Source organism: Salipiger bermudensis HTCC2601 (assembly GCF_000153725.1).
GTDB classification, from domain to species: Bacteria; Pseudomonadota; Alphaproteobacteria; order Rhodobacterales; family Rhodobacteraceae; genus Salipiger; species Salipiger bermudensis.
The window spans coordinates 975,573-990,485 of sequence record NZ_DS022276.1; the positions used below are offsets into that span (position 1 = coordinate 975,573).

A 14,913-nucleotide genomic window follows, 5' to 3' on the forward strand; every position below is an offset into this window, starting at 1 on the left:
TCCCTTGCGCTGTTTGGGCGGAAGGTAACGTCACTGAGCAGGAATGCCAGTGCCGCCCCTGTGCGGAGGGGCACAGGCAGGTCGCGCGGGGCCGCGCAGCCCTTCCCGGCAAGCGAATTTCCGGCGGCTCTGTCGCATTTGCGGGCGCCGCCCTATCTATGGCCCATGACGATGCTCCCCCCCTCCCTTCAGGGCTGGTTCGACCGGCGCGGCTGGCAGATCCATCCGCACCAGCAAGAGATGCTGGCCCACGCCTCTGATCCGTGCCTGCTGCTGATCGCGCCCACGGGGGGCGGCAAGACGCTGGCGGGTTTCCTGCCGACGCTGGCCGAGCTCGCCGAGGTGCCGCGCGAGGGGCTGCACACGCTCTACATCTCGCCGCTGAAGGCGCTGGCCGCCGACATCCGGCGCAACCTGCTGATCCCCATCGAAGAGGCGGGTCTGCCGATCCGCGTCGAGGACCGCACCGGCGACACGCCGTCCTCACGCAAGCGACGGCAGCGCGCCGACCCGCCGCAGATCCTGCTGACCACGCCCGAGAGCCTCGCCCTGCTGACCTCCTACGAGGATGCGCCGCGGATGTTCGCCGGGTTGCAGCGGGTGGTCGTCGACGAGATCCACGCGCTGGCGGAAAGCAAGCGCGGCGACCAGCTGATGCTGGCGCTGGCGCGATTGCAGGACATGTGCCCGGGGCTGCGGCGGGTGGGGCTCTCGGCCACGGTCGAGGACCCTCAGGCCATCGCCCGGCTACTGGCGCGCCATCCCGATCCCTGCGAGATCCTGCAGGCCGATCCCGGCCCCGAGCCAGATATCTCGATGCTGGTCACCGACGAGGCGCCGCCCTGGTCCGGCGGCGGCGCGGCCTATGCCATCCCGGCTGTGCTCGAGCAGGTGAAGCAGCACAAGACCACGTTGATCTTTCACAACACCCGCGCCCAGGCCGAGATCTTCTTTCACAACCTCTGGCTCGCCAACGAGGACGCGCTGCCCATCGGCATCCACCACGGCTCGCTCGATCGCGGCCAGCGCGAGAAGGTCGAGGCGGCGATGGTGCGCGGCGAGCTGCGGGCCATCGTCTGCACCGGCTCGCTCGATCTCGGGATCGACTGGGGCGACGTCGATCTGGTGATCCAGATTGGCGCGCCGAAGAACGTCAAGCGGCTGGTGCAGCGCATCGGGCGCGCCAATCACCGCTACAATGCGCCGTCGAAGGCGCTGTTGGTGCCGGCCAACCGCTTCGAGGTGGTGGAATGCGTCGCAGCGCTCGAGGCGGTGAAGGATCGCGAGCTCGACGGCGAATGGCGCGGGCGCGGGCCGCGCGACGTGCTCTGCCAGCACATCCTCATCGCCGCCTGCGCCGGGCCGTTCGACGCCGACATGCTCTACGACGAGATGTTGCAGGCTGGCGCCTATGCCGACCTGAACCGCGCCGAGTTCGACGCCTGCCTCGCCTTCTGCGCCACCGGCGGCTACGCGCTGCGCGCCTATGACCGCTGGCAGCGGCTGTTGCAGCGAGAAGACGGTCTCTGGCAGCTGCGCGACCCGCGCTCGGCTGCCCGCATCCGGCAGAATATCGGCACAATTCAGGACACCGACACACTCAAGGTGCGCTGGCGCGGTCGCGGCGGCGCGCCGCTGGGCGAAATCGAGGAAGGCTTCGCCGCCTCGCTGAGCCGGGGCGACACCTTCCTGATCGGCGGCCAGATCGTGCGCTACGAGGGGCTGCGCGAGATGACCGTCGAGGTTTCGCGCGATGCCGCGAGAAAGCCCAAGATCGCCACCTTCAACGGCACCAAGTTCGCCACCTCGACACAACTGTCGCAGCGCATCCTGCGCATGTTCGGGCAAGAGCGCTGGCCCGAGCTGCCGGACCACACCGCCGAGTGGCTGGGCCTTCAGCGCGAGGTCAGCCGCCTGCCCGAACCGGGCCGCCTGCTGATCGAGAGCTTCCCGCATGACGGGCGCGAGCAGCTCGTGGCGTATGGCTTTGCCGGGCGCAACGCCATGCAGACGCTGGGCTTGCTGCTCACCAAGCGGATGGAGGAAGAGGGTCTGGCGCCGATGGGCTTCGTCGCCTCGGATTACGCGGTGCTGATCTGGGGGCTCGATGCGGTCACCGATCCCAAGCCGCTCTTCGACCTCGCCAAGCTCGAGGCCGGACTCGAGACATGGTTGCAGGGCAACGCTGTGATGAAGCGCACCTTCCGCGCCTCGGCCACCATCGCCGGGCTGATCGAGCGCAACACCGGCGGCCAGCGCAAGAGCGGACGGCAGGCGACGATGTCCTCGGACATCCTCTATGACACGCTGGTGAAATACGACCCCGACCACCTGTTGTTGCAGATCACCCGCGAGGAAGCGATGCGCGGGCTGGTGGATTTCAGCCGCATCCGCGAGATGTGCGAACGGGTCGAGGATCGCATCGACCTGCTGCGCCTGAGCCGCGTCTCGCCACTCTCGGCGCCGCTGTTCCTCGAGCCCGGGCGCATCCCGATCGCCGGGATGGCCGATGAACGGCTGCTGCAGGAAGAGGTCTCGGCGCTGCTTAATGAGGCAGGATTGTCGCAGCTGCCCGGCTCGATGGTCGCGTCCTAGCCGGGTTTGCGCGAACAGGGGGCAAACTCTGCAATCGGGGTTTACCCCGCGACGCTTGCGGCTGTATCAGCCGAGTGGATCGAAGACAAAAGCGATGACGCAAAACAATCACACAGAGAAGACAAAGCGCCAGCTGCCTCGTGGCTGGTGGATCGCCCCCGGTCTGCTGATCGGAGGCTTGCTGTGGTTCTTCATCATCAAGGGCGTGATCGCCCTCGTCCACCTCGTCGCCGGCTGAACTGAGCGTCCCCGGCCCTTGCTTCGTGCGAACGGTTCGGCCATTCAGGCCCCATGGAACAGGCCATGAACACCCTTCCCTTCCGGTTTCGCGACGCCATGCTCGCGGCGCTGCCCTCGGGAGCGCTGCACTGGCCCGATGAGCGGCTGCTGGTGGTCTCGGACCTGCATTTCGGCAAATCCGCCCGGCTCTCGGCCGTGGGCGGTGCCGCCCTTCCACCCTACGAGACCCGCGACACGCTGCTGCGGCTCGAGGCGGATCTCGAGGCCACCGGGGCCGAGCGGGTGATCTGCCTCGGCGACAGCTTCGACACCGCGCAGGTCGAGGGCGAACTGCCCGAGGCGGACCGGGTGTGGATCGCCCGCCTGCAGGCAGGGCGCAGCTGGGTGTGGATCGAGGGCAACCACGATCCGGGACCGGTGGCGCTTGGCGGTGCCCATCTGGCCGAGCTTAGGATCGGAGGGCTGCTGTTCCGGCACATCGCCACGCACGGCGCGGAGGGCGAGGTCTCGGGGCATTACCATCCCAAGGCACGGCTGAAGCTGCGCGGGAGGACGCTGTCGCGTCCCTGCTTCCTGTTCGACGCCGTCCGGCTGATCCTGCCGGCCTATGGCGCCTATACCGGGGGTCTGCGCAGCGACAGCGCGGCGCTCTGCGCTCTGATGGCCGGGGATGCCCGCGCCATCCTCACAGGCCCGCGCCCCGTCGCCATCCCGATGCCGCGCTGAGGGCTTGCCAAGGGGGCCTTGCCGTGGCCCCTTGGGCGGCATGGAGATCGACACCCGCATCCGCGAGAGCTTTGCCCGGCAGGGCATGATGACCACGCTCGGCGCCCGACTGGTCGCCGTGACGCCCGGCGCCGTCGAGATCGAGGCCGCGATCACGCCCGAAACCTCGCAGCAGCATGGCTTCGCCCACGCAGCGCTGGCCTTCGCGCTCGGCGACAGCGCGGCGGGGTACGCGGCGCTTACGGTGATGCCAGAGGACCGCGAGGTGGTGACCTCCGAGATGAAGATCCACCTGCTCGCCCCGGCGCGCGGCGCGCGGCTGATCGCCCGCGGTCGGGTGGTGAAGCCCGGGCGGAGGCTGGTGATCGTGACGGCGGATGTCTACGCGGTGACGGCCGGGGTCGAGACCCACGCGGCGCTGCTCACCGGGACGATGGTTCCGGTCTGAGCGAACCCGCCGGGACAAGCAGGGCGCCCCGGCGGGTTTGCGTTCATCAGGCGGTGAGGCCTTCCGGCTCTGCAAGACCGTTGGCACGGCAGCAGGCGGTGACGGTGTTGGCCAGCAGGCAGGCAATGGTCATCGGACCGACGCCGCCCGGCACCGGGGTGATGGCACCGGCAACCTCGGCGCAGCTCTCATAGGCGCAATCGCCCACCAGCCGGGTCTTGCCCTCGCCCTTCTCGGGCGCCGGGATGCGGTTGATGCCGACATCGATCACCGTGGCGCCCGGCTTGATCCAGTCGCCCGGCACCATCTCGGGGCGACCCACCGCGGCGACGACGATATCGGCGCGGCGCACCACCTCGGGAAGGTCCTTGGTACGCGAATGCGCGATGGTCACGGTGCAGCTCTCACCCAGCAGCAGCTGCGCCATCGGCTTGCCGACGATGTTGGAGCGCCCGATCACCACCGCGTCGAGCCCGGACAGCGAGCCGAGCTGGTCACGCAGCATCATCAGGCAGCCAAGCGGGGTGCAGGGCACCATGCTCTTCTGGCCGGTGCCCAGCAGACCGACGTTGGAGATGTGGAAGCCGTCCACGTCCTTGGCCGGATCGATGGCGTTGATCACCGCATCAGAGTTCATGTGATCCGGCAGCGGCAACTGCACGAGGATGCCATGCACCGCCGGATCGGCGTTGAGCTTCTCGACCAGCGCCAGAAGCTCGGCCTCGGAGACGCTGGCGTCAAGCTTGTGCTCGAAGCTCTGCATCCCGCACTCGACGGTCTGCTTGCCCTTGTTGCGGACATAGACCTGGCTGGCGGGGTCCTCGCCCACCAGCACCACGGCGAGCCCCGGCGTGATGCCGTGCTCGTCCTTGAGACGCGCAACATGCGCTGCAACCTGTTCCCGCACCGTGGCCGCGAAGGCCTTGCCGTCGATGATCTTCGCCGCCATGCAGCTCTCCTTCATTCGCGCCCGAGCGCGGCTTTCTCGCGCTCGATCGACCACTCCACAAGTTCGCGCCAAAGCACCTCGGCCAGTTCCGGATCCCAGCCCTGGGCTTCGGCGTTGCGGCGCGCGTTATCGATGACCTCGTCGACCCGGCCACCGATGCGGGCGGGCCATCCGTTGGCTTTCTTGAGTTCGGCGGCGCGCGAGATCAGCCGCGCGCGATGCGCCAGCAGATCGCAGAGCGCGGCGTCGGTGGCATCCACCTCGGCGCGCAGTTCGGTCATGTCACCAAGGGTGGCGGGGTCGCGCATTCCCGTGCTCTCCAGCTAGTCCGTCACGCCCCTAATGCCGCGACGGCTGCGAATGATCAACGTCCCCAAGCGGCGCAATGCAGTCTCGATGCGGCAAAAGCCGTTCCGATAGGCGCCGCGTGGCGCCGATCAGAACAAGCCCTCGACCTCGCCCGCCGCGTTGAGCCGGATCGCCTCGGCTGCCGGCCGCCGCGGCAGGCCCGGCATGGTCATGATATCGCCGCAGATCGCCACCACGAAGCCCGCCCCGGCCGAGAGCCGCACCTCGCGCACCGGCACCACGTGACCCTCGGGCGCGCCGCGCAGGCCGGGATCGGTCGAGAAGGAGTACTGCGTCTTGGCCATGCAGACCGGCAAGTGCCCGTAGCCCTGCGCCTCCCACTCCTCGAGCTGGGCTCGGATGCGGGTGTCGGCGGTGACCTCGCTGGCGTGATAGATACGCTCGGCCACGCACTCGATCTTGTGCCAGAGCGACATCTCGTCGGGATAGAGCGGGGCGAATTGCGACTGCCCGGCATCGGCGATCTCGGCGACCCGGGTGGCCAGCGCCTCGGTGCCCTTGCCGCCCTCGGCCCAGTGGGTGCAGAGATGCGCCTCGGCCCCCTGCCCCTCGACATAGGTCTGAACGGCGGCGATCTCGGCCTCGCTGTCTCCTGTGAAATGGTTGATCGCCACCACCACCGGCACGCCAAAGCCTTTCAGATTCTGGATGTGACGGCCAAGGTTGGCGCAGCCCTCGCGCACGGCTGTGACGTTCTCGGCCGAGAGCTCCTCTTTTGCCAGCCCCCCGTTCATCTTCAGCGCGCGGATGGTCGCGACGAGCACCACACAGTCCGGATGCAGCCCGGCCTTGCGGCACTTGATGTCAAAGAACTTCTCGGCCCCGAGATCCGCGCCAAAGCCGGCCTCCGTCACCACGTAATCGGCAAGCTTGAGCGCCGTGCGCGTGGCGATCACCGAGTTGCAGCCATGGGCGATGTTGGCAAACGGCCCGCCATGCACGAACGCCGGCGTGTGCTCGAGCGTCTGCACGAGGTTGGGCTGCATGGCATCGCGCAGCAGCACGGTCATGGCGCCGTCGGCCTTGATGTCGCGGGCAAACACCGGCGTCTTGTCACGGCGATAAGCGACGATCATCTCGCCCAGCCGGCGCTGCAGGTCGGCGAGGTCATCGGCAAGGCAGAGGATCGCCATGACCTCGGAGGCCACGGTGATGTCGAAGCCGGTCTCGCGCGGGAAGCCGTTGGCGACACCGCCGAGCGAGGTCACCGTGTGACGCAGGGCACGGTCGTTCATGTCGAGCACCCGGCGCCAGACCACGCGGCGCAGGTCGATCTCCTGCTCATTCCCCCAGTGAATGTGGTTGTCGATCATCGCCGAGAGCAGGTTGTGGGCGCTGGTGATGGCATGGAAATCGCCGGTGAAATGGAGGTTCATCTCCTCCATCGGCACGATCTGAGCATAGCCGCCGCCGGCTGCGCCCCCCTTCATGCCGAAATTCGGCCCCAGCGAGGCCTCGCGGATGCAGATCGCGGCGGTCTTGCCGATCCGGCTGAGCCCGTCGCCAAGCCCCACGGTGGTGGTGGTCTTGCCCTCGCCCGCCGGCGTCGGGTTGATCGCGGTGACGAGGATCAGCTTGCCGTCCTTGCGGCCCTCGAGCCCGGCGATAAAGTCCTGCGCCACCTTCGCCTTGTCATGGCCGTAGGGCAGCAAATGCTCCGGCGGAATGCCCAGCTTGCCGCCGATCTCCTGGATGGGCCGTTTATCGGCCTCGCGGGCGATCTCGATATCGGGTTTTGCGGCCATGACGTGGGTCCCTTCGGTCTTCGCGATGTTTGCGGCAACTGTGCCGCATCGCGGGCGCGGAGAACACCGGGAAATCGGTCGCGTTCAGCGGCTGCGCACCGCTTCGATATGCGCCCAGACCCGCTGGTCGGGAATGCTGAGCTGCAGCGTCTCGCCGACCGCGAGCCGCCCGGGCCGCTCGACCCATGCTGTGACCCCGCGCCGGCCCTCGGCGGCGGGCTTGAAGCGCGCGCCGAAGCCGTCGCGCTCCTTCTCGATCTCGCGCCCCGGCAGCACGCAGGGGCGGTTCTCCATGTCGACCGCAAGCGTGGTGCCATCGGGGCCCTGCAGGCGCGACGACGGCGGGATATGCGAGAAATCGGGCAGACCCTCGACCACCATCGACGCGCCGATCCATTCCGGCTCGATCCGCGCGAGCCCCATGCGCTCCGCGATCGCCGCCAGCTCCTCGACGGAGACGATGGCGAGCTGGCGCACGTTGCGGATCTCGGTGCCACGCTGGTGCTGCGACAGCACCCGGCTGCAGGACGGCCGCGTCAGGCCCGAATGCCGCTCGCCCACGGCGCCCTCGAAGCGCAGGTCGAGCGCCTCGACCGGCTCGGAGCGCAGCCCGTCGCCCTCAAGCGGGACGCGGCCCAGCCAGAGGATCTTGGCGTGGAAATCGGTGGTCTTCAAAGCGGGCATGCGTGGCATCTCCTTGGAAGTGCGAGGAGGTTGCGGAAAGCGCCGGGAGCCTCAACCGCTTTCATGCGAATTCACGAATAATTCGCGGAACAGGTCAGACGGTGAGGGTGAGGAACAGGCGGCGGAACGGGAACAGCACGCGGCCATCGGGACCGGTGGGATAGGCGCTGCCGATCACCCGCTCGTAGGCGGTGATGAGCTGGGCCTGCTCGTCCTCGTTCAACACCGTGAGCACGGGCCTCGCGAAGGTCGCCTCGGTGAAGCGCCGCACCGGGTGGCCCTCGCCGTCAGGCGCGAGATCCTGATAATACTCCGTCTCCCAGATCGCCACCTTGCCGAGCGGACTGAGCAGACGGTGATACTCCGCCGGCAGCAGGACCTCGGGCTGGGCGTCATGGTCGATGCGGCCCGGGAACAGCTCTTCGGCGAGGCTCAGCCAGAAGCGGTGCGACGGGGCATTGTTCTGATGCGGCATCTGCACCGCCAGCGTGCCGCCGGGGGCAAGCTTGGCGGCCAGCAGCGTCAACAGGTTGGCATGATCGCCGACCCATTGCAGCGCGGCGTTGGAAAAGATCAGCGCCGCTTGCTCCGAGGGGAGCCAGAGCGACACGTCGTCCTCGACCAGTTCGTCATAGCAGCCGGTGCGCCGCGCCTGATCCAGCATCGCACGGCTCAGATCGACGCCGACCAGCTTGCGGCCAAGCTGCTGCAGCGCCGGTCCCACCGCGCCACTGCCGCAACCAAGGTCGATCACCGCACCCTCGGGAAGCGGGCCGACGCTGCGCAGCAGATCGATGGCGGGGCGCAAACGAAGACCCCGGAACCTGTGATAGAGTCCGGGGTCCCAGTCGTTCTGCAGCGAAGCGCTCATGCGGTCGGTTCGGGTTCCATGCCGCCTTCGCCGGCGGGCTTGGGCTTCGGCTTGGTCTTCGGGATCGCGGTGACGCTGGGCGTGTCGTCGTCCGAGTTGTCGGCGCCGTCACCGCTATGCGGCGGCTCGCCGTTCATCACGCGCTTGATCTCTTCGCCTGTGAGGGTCTCGTACTCGAGAAGACCCTGCGCCAGACGCTCCCAGTCTTCCTTGCGGTCGCTGAGGATCTGGTAGGCGCGCTCGTAGGCGTCCTGGATGAAGCGGCGCACCTCGTCCTCGATCAGCTCCTTGGTGTGGGCCGAGACAGAGAGACCCGCGGTGTTGCCCTGATAGCCCTCGTGGGCCTCGGAGTAGTCGATATTGCCGATCTTGTCCGACATGCCCCAGCGCAGCACCATCGCGCGCGCCAGAGCCGAGGCCTGCTGGATGTCGCCCGCCGGGCCGTTCGAGACATTCGGCTCGCCGTACTTGATGATCTCGGCGGCCTTGCCGGCCATGGTCATGGCGAGCTTTTCCTCGCACTCGGACTTGTGCCAGTTCAGGCGGTCGATCTCGGGCAGCGAGACCACCATGCCGAGGGCACCGCCGCGCGGAATGATCGTCGCCTTGTAGACGGGATCGCATTGCGGCAGGGCGAGGCCCACCACCGCGTGACCGGCCTCGTGATAGGCGGTCTTTTCCTTCTGGTCGGCGGTCAGCACCATGGAGCGGCGCTCGGCGCCCATCATGACCTTGTCCTTGGCGTTCTCGAAATCTTCCATCGTCACGAAGCGGCGACCGACGCGGGCGGCCATCAGCGCCGCCTCGTTCACGAGGTTGGCCAGATCCGCGCCCGAGAAGCCCGGGGTGCCGCGCGCGATGATGCGCAGGTCGACATCCGGTCCGAGCGGGGTTTTGCGGGCGTGCACGCCGAGGATCTTTTCGCGGCCCTTGATGTCGGGGTTGCCGACCATGACCTGCCGGTCGAAGCGGCCCGGGCGCAGCAGCGCCGGGTCGAGCACGTCGCGGCGGTTGGTGGCGGCGATGATGATCACGCCCTCGTTGGCCTCGAAGCCGTCCATCTCGACCAGAAGCTGGTTGAGGGTCTGCTCGCGCTCGTCATTGCCGCCGCCATAACCGGAGCCACGGTTGCGACCGACGGCGTCGATCTCGTCGATGAAGACGATGCAGGGGGCGTTCTTCTTGGCCTGTTCGAACATGTCGCGGACGCGGCTTGCGCCGACGCCGACGAACATTTCCACGAAGTCAGAGCCCGAGATGGTGAAGAACGGCACGCCGGCCTCGCCCGCGATGGCGCGCGCCAGCAGCGTCTTACCGGTGCCCGGAGGGCCCACGAGCAGCGCGCCCTTGGGGATCTTGCCGCCGAGGCGCGAGAACTTCTGCGGGTTGCGGAGGAACTCGACGATCTCTTCCAGTTCTTCCTTGGCCTCGTCGATGCCGGCGACATCGTCAAAAGTGACACGGCCATGCTTTTCGGTCAGCAGCTTGGCCTTGGACTTGCCGAAGCCCATGGCGCCGCCTTTGCCGCCGCCCTGCATCCGGTTCATGAAGTAGATCCAGACGCCGATCAGCAGCAGGAAGGGCAGCAGCGAAAGCAGGAAGGCCTGGAAGCCGGACTGTTCCTGCTGTTCCGCGCGCACCGTGACGCCGTTGTCGATGAGAAGGTCGGTGACCTGGGCATCCTGAGGTTTCACCGTCACGTAGTCGGTGCCGTCGCTGCTGCGGTAGCGGATCTGTTCACCGTCGATCGTGACCGAGCTGACACTGTTGTCTTCCACCGCCGAGACGAAATCCGAGTAGCTGATTTCGCGGCTCTGCAGAGTGCTGCCACCGCCCGAGAACAGGTTGAACAGGGCGAGGATCAGAAGAAACAGGACCACCCAGAAGGCGATATTACGTGCGTTGCCCAAGGAATGCCTCCAAACATGCGTCGCGTGCCCCGATCAGAGCACGATGTGCCTAACATAAGGATCAGGGCGGCACGTTCAATGCGAATTCAGTGCGAAAGCAGGAAGCCTTTGAAACCTGCGCCCTGTGTTTCGCCCTGTTCCAACGTCGTCGTCGCCCCGGGCCCGACCCCGAGCGCATCGCAGGCGCGCAGGGTCTCGCCCTGCCAGACCGACGGCAGGCACAGCGCCAGTGCATGCGGCACGTGCGCCTCACGTGCCGGGGCGGCCTGACGCCAGCCCTCCTCGCCAAGCGCCTGCACCGTGTGTCCCCTGAGATCGGGGTGGAAAACCCGCCAGCGCCCGTCCCATAGGGCCGTATCGCCGACCGTGACGGATGTGCCGGCCACCGCCGCGTATTCGCGCCAGACCCGCAGTCGGTCGCGCTCGGCCCGCGCCGCGCACCCCATCAGCGTGCCCGCCCCGCCCGACAGCAGCCGCTCGAGCAGCCCCTCGAGCGCCGCGGCGCGCGGGCGGTACTCCGCCGAGGCGACCCATTGCAGCGCTGCCGCGAGCAGCCGCAGCTGGGTGTCGCGCTCGAGCGCCGCGAACCGGTCGCGCTCGAACACGAGGTCGCCGGCGCCCCCCTCCTGCCCGCACTGTTCCCAAGCCCAGACTGCCCGGGCGCGCAGCGCCTCGCGGGCCCGGCCCATGCGCCCGGCGGTGGCGGCGAGGGTCTCGGCCCCGAGTCCCTCCGCCTCAAGGCCGCGCAGCAGCTTGCGGATGCGGGCGCGCTCGTAATGATCGTCCTCGTTGGTGGGATCCTCGACCCAGCGGCCCTTGAGCACCCGCAGGTAGTGGCGCAGCTCCGCGCGGCGCATGTCGAGACAGGGGCGCACGATGGTGAGCCCGCTTGGTACGGCGGCCTCCGGCGGGCGGGCGCCGTCGCACGCCTCTGGGTCAAGCGGCGTGGCCCCGGTTTCCGCGACCTCGCGCAGGGGCGTCATGGCCGAGAGCCCGTCGACTCCAGAGCCGCGGGCCAGCCGCATCAGGAAGGTCTCGGCCACGTCGTCGCGGGTGTGGGCCAGCAGCACGTGCGAGAGCCCGCCGCGCCAGCGGCCGATGAGGTCGAGCCGGGCGCGGCGGGCGGCATCCATCAGGTTGCCCTGCCCGTCCCAGCGCCAGCGCAGCGTGGTATGGGGGTGGCCCAGCTCGTCGCAGGTCTCGCGCACCAGCGCCGCCTCGTTCCCGGCCTCGGGGCGCAGCCCGTGATCGACGGTCACCACCCAGAGCCGGGTGCCCCAGACATGCGCCCAGTTGTGCGCCAGCGTCAGCATCGCCATGCTGTCGCCGCCGCCCGAGACGGCGAGCACGATGTCGGAAGGGAAATCCGGTCCCAGCGCCGCGCCCATCGCCTCGGCGAAGCGCTGGTCGAGGCTGTCGGCTCCAGGCGTCACCCGCGCAGTCTCACTGGCAGCCGAGGCGCCCCATCTCGGCCTCGGCCTCGGCCACCGCCGGGGTGCCGGGATAGCGCGCGCCGACCTCGGCCAGCGTCACGCAGGCCTCGTTGACGCTCTGCAGCGCACCAAGCGCGGTGCCGAGCCGCCACAGCGCTTCCGGCGCGGCGTCGCTCTCGGGGTAGTTGGCATAGGCGTCGAGGAACCGGCGCGCCGCGGTGCGGGTGTCGCCGGTCTGATCCAGCGCCTTGCCCTCGGCCAGAAGCGCGTCAGGCTCTAGCGGGCTGCCGGGAAAGGTCTCGCGGAAGGTCGCAAACTGGTCCGCGGCGCCTTGAAAGTCACCGCTGGCGAGCGCCTCCTGCGCCCGCCGGAAGTCGTTCTGTTCGCCGATTGCGAGCTCGGCCCCGCCACCATTCGAAGGCTGAGCGGGCGCCGGGGCCGGCGCCGGGGCACCGGTCGAGGGCGCCTGCCCGCCAAGCAGCGGCGTGTCGCCGAGGCTGCCGATGTCGCAGGCAGGCTCGAGCTCGCAGAGGCGGAACTCGAGATCGCCGATGCGGTTGCTGCCGTCCTGCACCACCACGTCGACGCGGTGCTGCAGTTCCTCGGCCAACGCGGTGACGCGTTGCAGCTCGGTCTCGATGATGTTGACGCGGTCGAGCGTGCTGCCGCTTACCTGTACGCCGCTCGTGCCCGTGGTGTTGAGCTCCTGCTGAAGGCGCAGGAGCTCTCCCTTGAGCAGAGAGAGATCCTGCCGGATGTCGGCCAGGGTTTCACTGTCCTGGGCCGGCGCGGACGTGGCCGCGGCGAGACCGAAACAGAGGGCAAGAACGGCGAGGCGCATGGTGGTCAGCTCCCGAGACCCATGGAGATCACGGTGACGGCGCGGCGGTTCTTGGCGTAGCACGACTCCTCCGAACAGATCTCGACCGGACGCTCCTTGCCGTAGCTGATGATCTTCAGCCGGTTCGGCGCGACGCCCTTGGAGATCAGGTACTCCATCGTTGCGTTGGCGCGGCGCGCGCCGAGCGCGATGTTGTATTCGCGGGTGCCCTGCTCGTCGGCGTGGCCCTCGATCACCGCGAGGTAGTCGGAATTGGTCATCAGCCAGCCGGCCTGCGCGTCGAGGGTCGCCTGCGCCTCGGGCGTCAGGGACGACTGGTCGACGAGGAACAACACGCGGTCGCCGATGGTCTGGTTGAAATAGGCCGGCGACTGGGGATCGTTTGCGCTGCCCGGCACGATGCCGGCATTGGCGCCGGCGCCCGCGCCGTAGCCGTCAGCACCGCTGCCGGCACCGAAACGGTCACCGCTGGTGCAGGCCGCCAGGCCAAGCGCGGCGGCGATCATCAGGGCCTTGGAAAGATATGTCATGGAACTGTCCTGCTCGTTTCTTGCCGGCAAATTATCACAGGCATGTTGGCTTGCAAATGTCGTGCGAAGACCAGGATTTTTCGTCCGAAAAATCCTGGTCCCCGGTCTTCCGACCCGAAAAATCTTTCGAAGAAGATTTTTCGGGCGCCTTGGTCACTGCAGCGGGCCCCAGCTCGGGTCCGACGCGCCATCGGGGGTGCGCACCCGGGTCAGCTTCCGCCCCGCCACGTCGACGCTGTAGAGCGAGGAGGTGCCGCTTGCGCCCTGGGTCTCACGCGAGAACATCAGCACCCGGCCATTGGGCGCCCAGGTCGGACCCTCGTCGAGATGCGAGGCCGTGAGCAGGCGCTCTTCGCTGCCGTCAGTGCGCATCACGCCGATGTGGAAACGGCCCTGGTTCTGCTTGGTGAAGGCGATGAGATCGCCGCGCGGCGACCACACCGGCGTGCCGTACCGCCCCTGCCCGAAACTGATCCGCGTCGGCTCACCACCGCTGGCCGGCATGACGTAGAGCTGCTGGCTGCCCGAGCGGTCGCTTTCGAACACGATGCGGCTGCCGTCGGGAGAAAAGCTCGGCGCCGTCTCGATCGCGGGGGTAAAGGTCAGCTGGGTGGTGCTGCCGCTGGCGAGATCGCGCATGTAGATGTCGGTGTTGGACCCGGAGGTCACCGAGTAGACCACCTTGCTGCCATCGGGCGAGAAGCGTGGCGCGAAGCTCATGACTCCGCCGCCGGCCGACATGATCTGGCTCTGCACCGCGCCCACGTTGAGCACATGCACCCGCGGCTCACCAGATTCGTAGCTGGTATAGAGCACCCGCTCGCCATTGGGCGAGAATCTCGGCGCCAGCACGATGGAACGGCTGTCGGTCAGGTACTGCACGTTGGCGCCGTCGTAATCCATGATCGCGAGGCGCTTGGCGCGCTGGTCCTTGGGGCCGCTTTCGGAGACGAAGACCACGCGGCTGTCGAAATAGCCGCTCTCGCCGGTGAGGCGCGAATAGACCTGGTCGGCCACCTTGTGGGCCAGCCGGCGCCAGCCGTCGGAGGTGGCGGCGAACTGCATGCCGTCACCAAGCTCGGTGCCGGCGAACACGTCCCAGATGCGGAACTTCACCGTGACCCGACCATTCTGCTCCGAGACCGCGCCGGTCAGCAGCACCAGCGCGTTGATCGCCTTCCAGTCGGCGAACTGCACCGGGCTCTCGAACGAGGTGATGCGGCTGATATGGGCGTCGCGCGGAATCTCGCGGAAGAGGCCCGTGCCGGTCAGGTCATCGGCGATCACCTGGGTAATCTGCTCGGCATATTGCTGCGCGCCCGGCGTCTCGGCGACGAAACTCGGCACCGCGTAGGCCATGGGCTCGATGGTGCCCTCGGTGATCTCGATCCGCAGCGGACCTCCCTGCGCCTGCGCCGCATTAGGCAGCGCCAGTCCCAGCGCCGCCACGAGGGCGAGGCCCAGGACCATTGCCTGCGCCAAAACCTGTTTCATTCCAAAGCTCCCCTTGCCGGACCGGCCTCTGCTCGTGCCGTCCATGTGGTCAGGATAGTGCGTTGCGGCGGCGGGAAC

At 68.1% G+C, this 14,913-nt stretch carries 14 protein-coding genes; 4 read left to right on the plus strand and 10 right to left on the minus strand.

Features of this window, described 5'->3' with window-relative positions; genetic code table 11:
• Nucleotides 1-165 precede the first annotated feature (165 nt).
• The 4 genes from R2601_RS04710 (at nucleotide 166) to R2601_RS04720 (ending at nucleotide 4,009) form a co-directional block, all read left to right on the plus strand.
• The gene (locus R2601_RS04710; RefSeq protein WP_040544362.1) at nucleotides 166-2,595 is read left to right on the plus strand and encodes a ligase-associated DNA damage response DEXH box helicase; all 2,430 of its coding nucleotides are present in this window, start codon (nucleotides 166-168) and stop codon (nucleotides 2,593-2,595) included.
• A gap of 94 nt (nucleotides 2,596-2,689) precedes the next feature.
• Entirely contained in the window at nucleotides 2,690-2,833 is a 144-nt protein-coding gene (locus R2601_RS26755; protein ID WP_007794323.1) for a hypothetical protein, read from the plus strand.
• A gap of 65 nt (nucleotides 2,834-2,898) precedes the next feature.
• On the plus strand, nucleotides 2,899-3,561 hold the full coding sequence (gene pdeM / locus R2601_RS04715) for a ligase-associated DNA damage response endonuclease PdeM (RefSeq protein ID WP_040545147.1): 663 nt from the start codon (nucleotides 2,899-2,901) through the stop codon (nucleotides 3,559-3,561).
• 40 nt (nucleotides 3,562-3,601) lie between these two features.
• Nucleotides 3,602-4,009 carry a PaaI family thioesterase gene (locus R2601_RS04720; protein WP_007794328.1) on the plus strand — a complete coding sequence of 136 codons (408 nt, stop codon included), beginning with the start codon at nucleotides 3,602-3,604 and terminating at the stop codon, nucleotides 4,007-4,009.
• A 46-nt stretch (nucleotides 4,010-4,055) separates the two neighbouring features.
• Here R2601_RS04720 and folD read toward each other — a convergent pair whose 3' ends face one another.
• The 10 genes from folD to tolB form a co-directional block, all read right to left on the minus strand.
• Entirely contained in the window at nucleotides 4,056-4,958 is a 903-nt protein-coding gene (gene folD, locus R2601_RS04725; RefSeq protein ID WP_007794332.1) for a bifunctional methylenetetrahydrofolate dehydrogenase/methenyltetrahydrofolate cyclohydrolase FolD, read from the minus strand.
• Nucleotides 4,959-4,969: 11 nt separating this feature from the next.
• On the minus strand, nucleotides 4,970-5,266 hold the full coding sequence (locus R2601_RS04730; protein WP_007794335.1) for a chorismate mutase: 297 nt from the start codon (nucleotides 5,264-5,266) through the stop codon (nucleotides 4,970-4,972).
• Nucleotides 5,267-5,395: 129 nt separating this feature from the next.
• Nucleotides 5,396-7,072 carry a formate--tetrahydrofolate ligase gene (locus R2601_RS04735; RefSeq protein WP_007794340.1) on the minus strand — a complete coding sequence of 559 codons (1,677 nt, stop codon included), beginning with the start codon at nucleotides 7,070-7,072 and terminating at the stop codon, nucleotides 5,396-5,398.
• 84 nt (nucleotides 7,073-7,156) lie between these two features.
• Entirely contained in the window at nucleotides 7,157-7,756 is a 600-nt protein-coding gene (locus R2601_RS04740; protein WP_007794343.1) for an MOSC domain-containing protein, read from the minus strand.
• A 94-nt stretch (nucleotides 7,757-7,850) separates the two neighbouring features.
• Entirely contained in the window at nucleotides 7,851-8,627 is a 777-nt protein-coding gene (locus tag R2601_RS04745; RefSeq protein ID WP_110739990.1) for a methyltransferase domain-containing protein, read from the minus strand.
• The gene (ftsH, locus tag R2601_RS04750; protein WP_007794349.1) at nucleotides 8,624-10,537 is read right to left on the minus strand and encodes an ATP-dependent zinc metalloprotease FtsH; all 1,914 of its coding nucleotides are present in this window, start codon (nucleotides 10,535-10,537) and stop codon (nucleotides 8,624-8,626) included. Before ftsH ends, R2601_RS04745 begins: the two co-directional genes overlap by 4 nt.
• Nucleotides 10,538-10,623: 86 nt before the next feature.
• Nucleotides 10,624-11,970: a tRNA lysidine(34) synthetase TilS gene (gene tilS / locus R2601_RS04755; RefSeq protein ID WP_007794352.1), complete on the minus strand. Its 1,347-nt coding sequence runs from the start codon at nucleotides 11,968-11,970 to the stop codon at nucleotides 10,624-10,626.
• A 10-nt stretch (nucleotides 11,971-11,980) separates the two neighbouring features.
• Nucleotides 11,981-12,811 (minus strand): tol-pal system protein YbgF, encoded by an 831-nt coding sequence (gene ybgF / locus R2601_RS04760; RefSeq protein WP_007794355.1) that lies wholly within the window; start codon nucleotides 12,809-12,811, stop codon nucleotides 11,981-11,983.
• Nucleotides 12,812-12,816: 5 nt separating this feature from the next.
• A complete protein-coding gene (pal, locus tag R2601_RS04765) occupies nucleotides 12,817-13,341 on the minus strand; it encodes a peptidoglycan-associated lipoprotein Pal (protein ID WP_007794358.1) in 525 nt (174 codons plus the stop codon).
• Nucleotides 13,342-13,494: 153 nt separating this feature from the next.
• Complete coding sequence (gene tolB, locus R2601_RS04770; protein WP_007794361.1) at nucleotides 13,495-14,835, minus strand: Tol-Pal system beta propeller repeat protein TolB; 1,341 nt, start codon at nucleotides 14,833-14,835, stop codon at nucleotides 13,495-13,497.
• Between the last annotated feature and the right edge of the window lie 78 nt (nucleotides 14,836-14,913).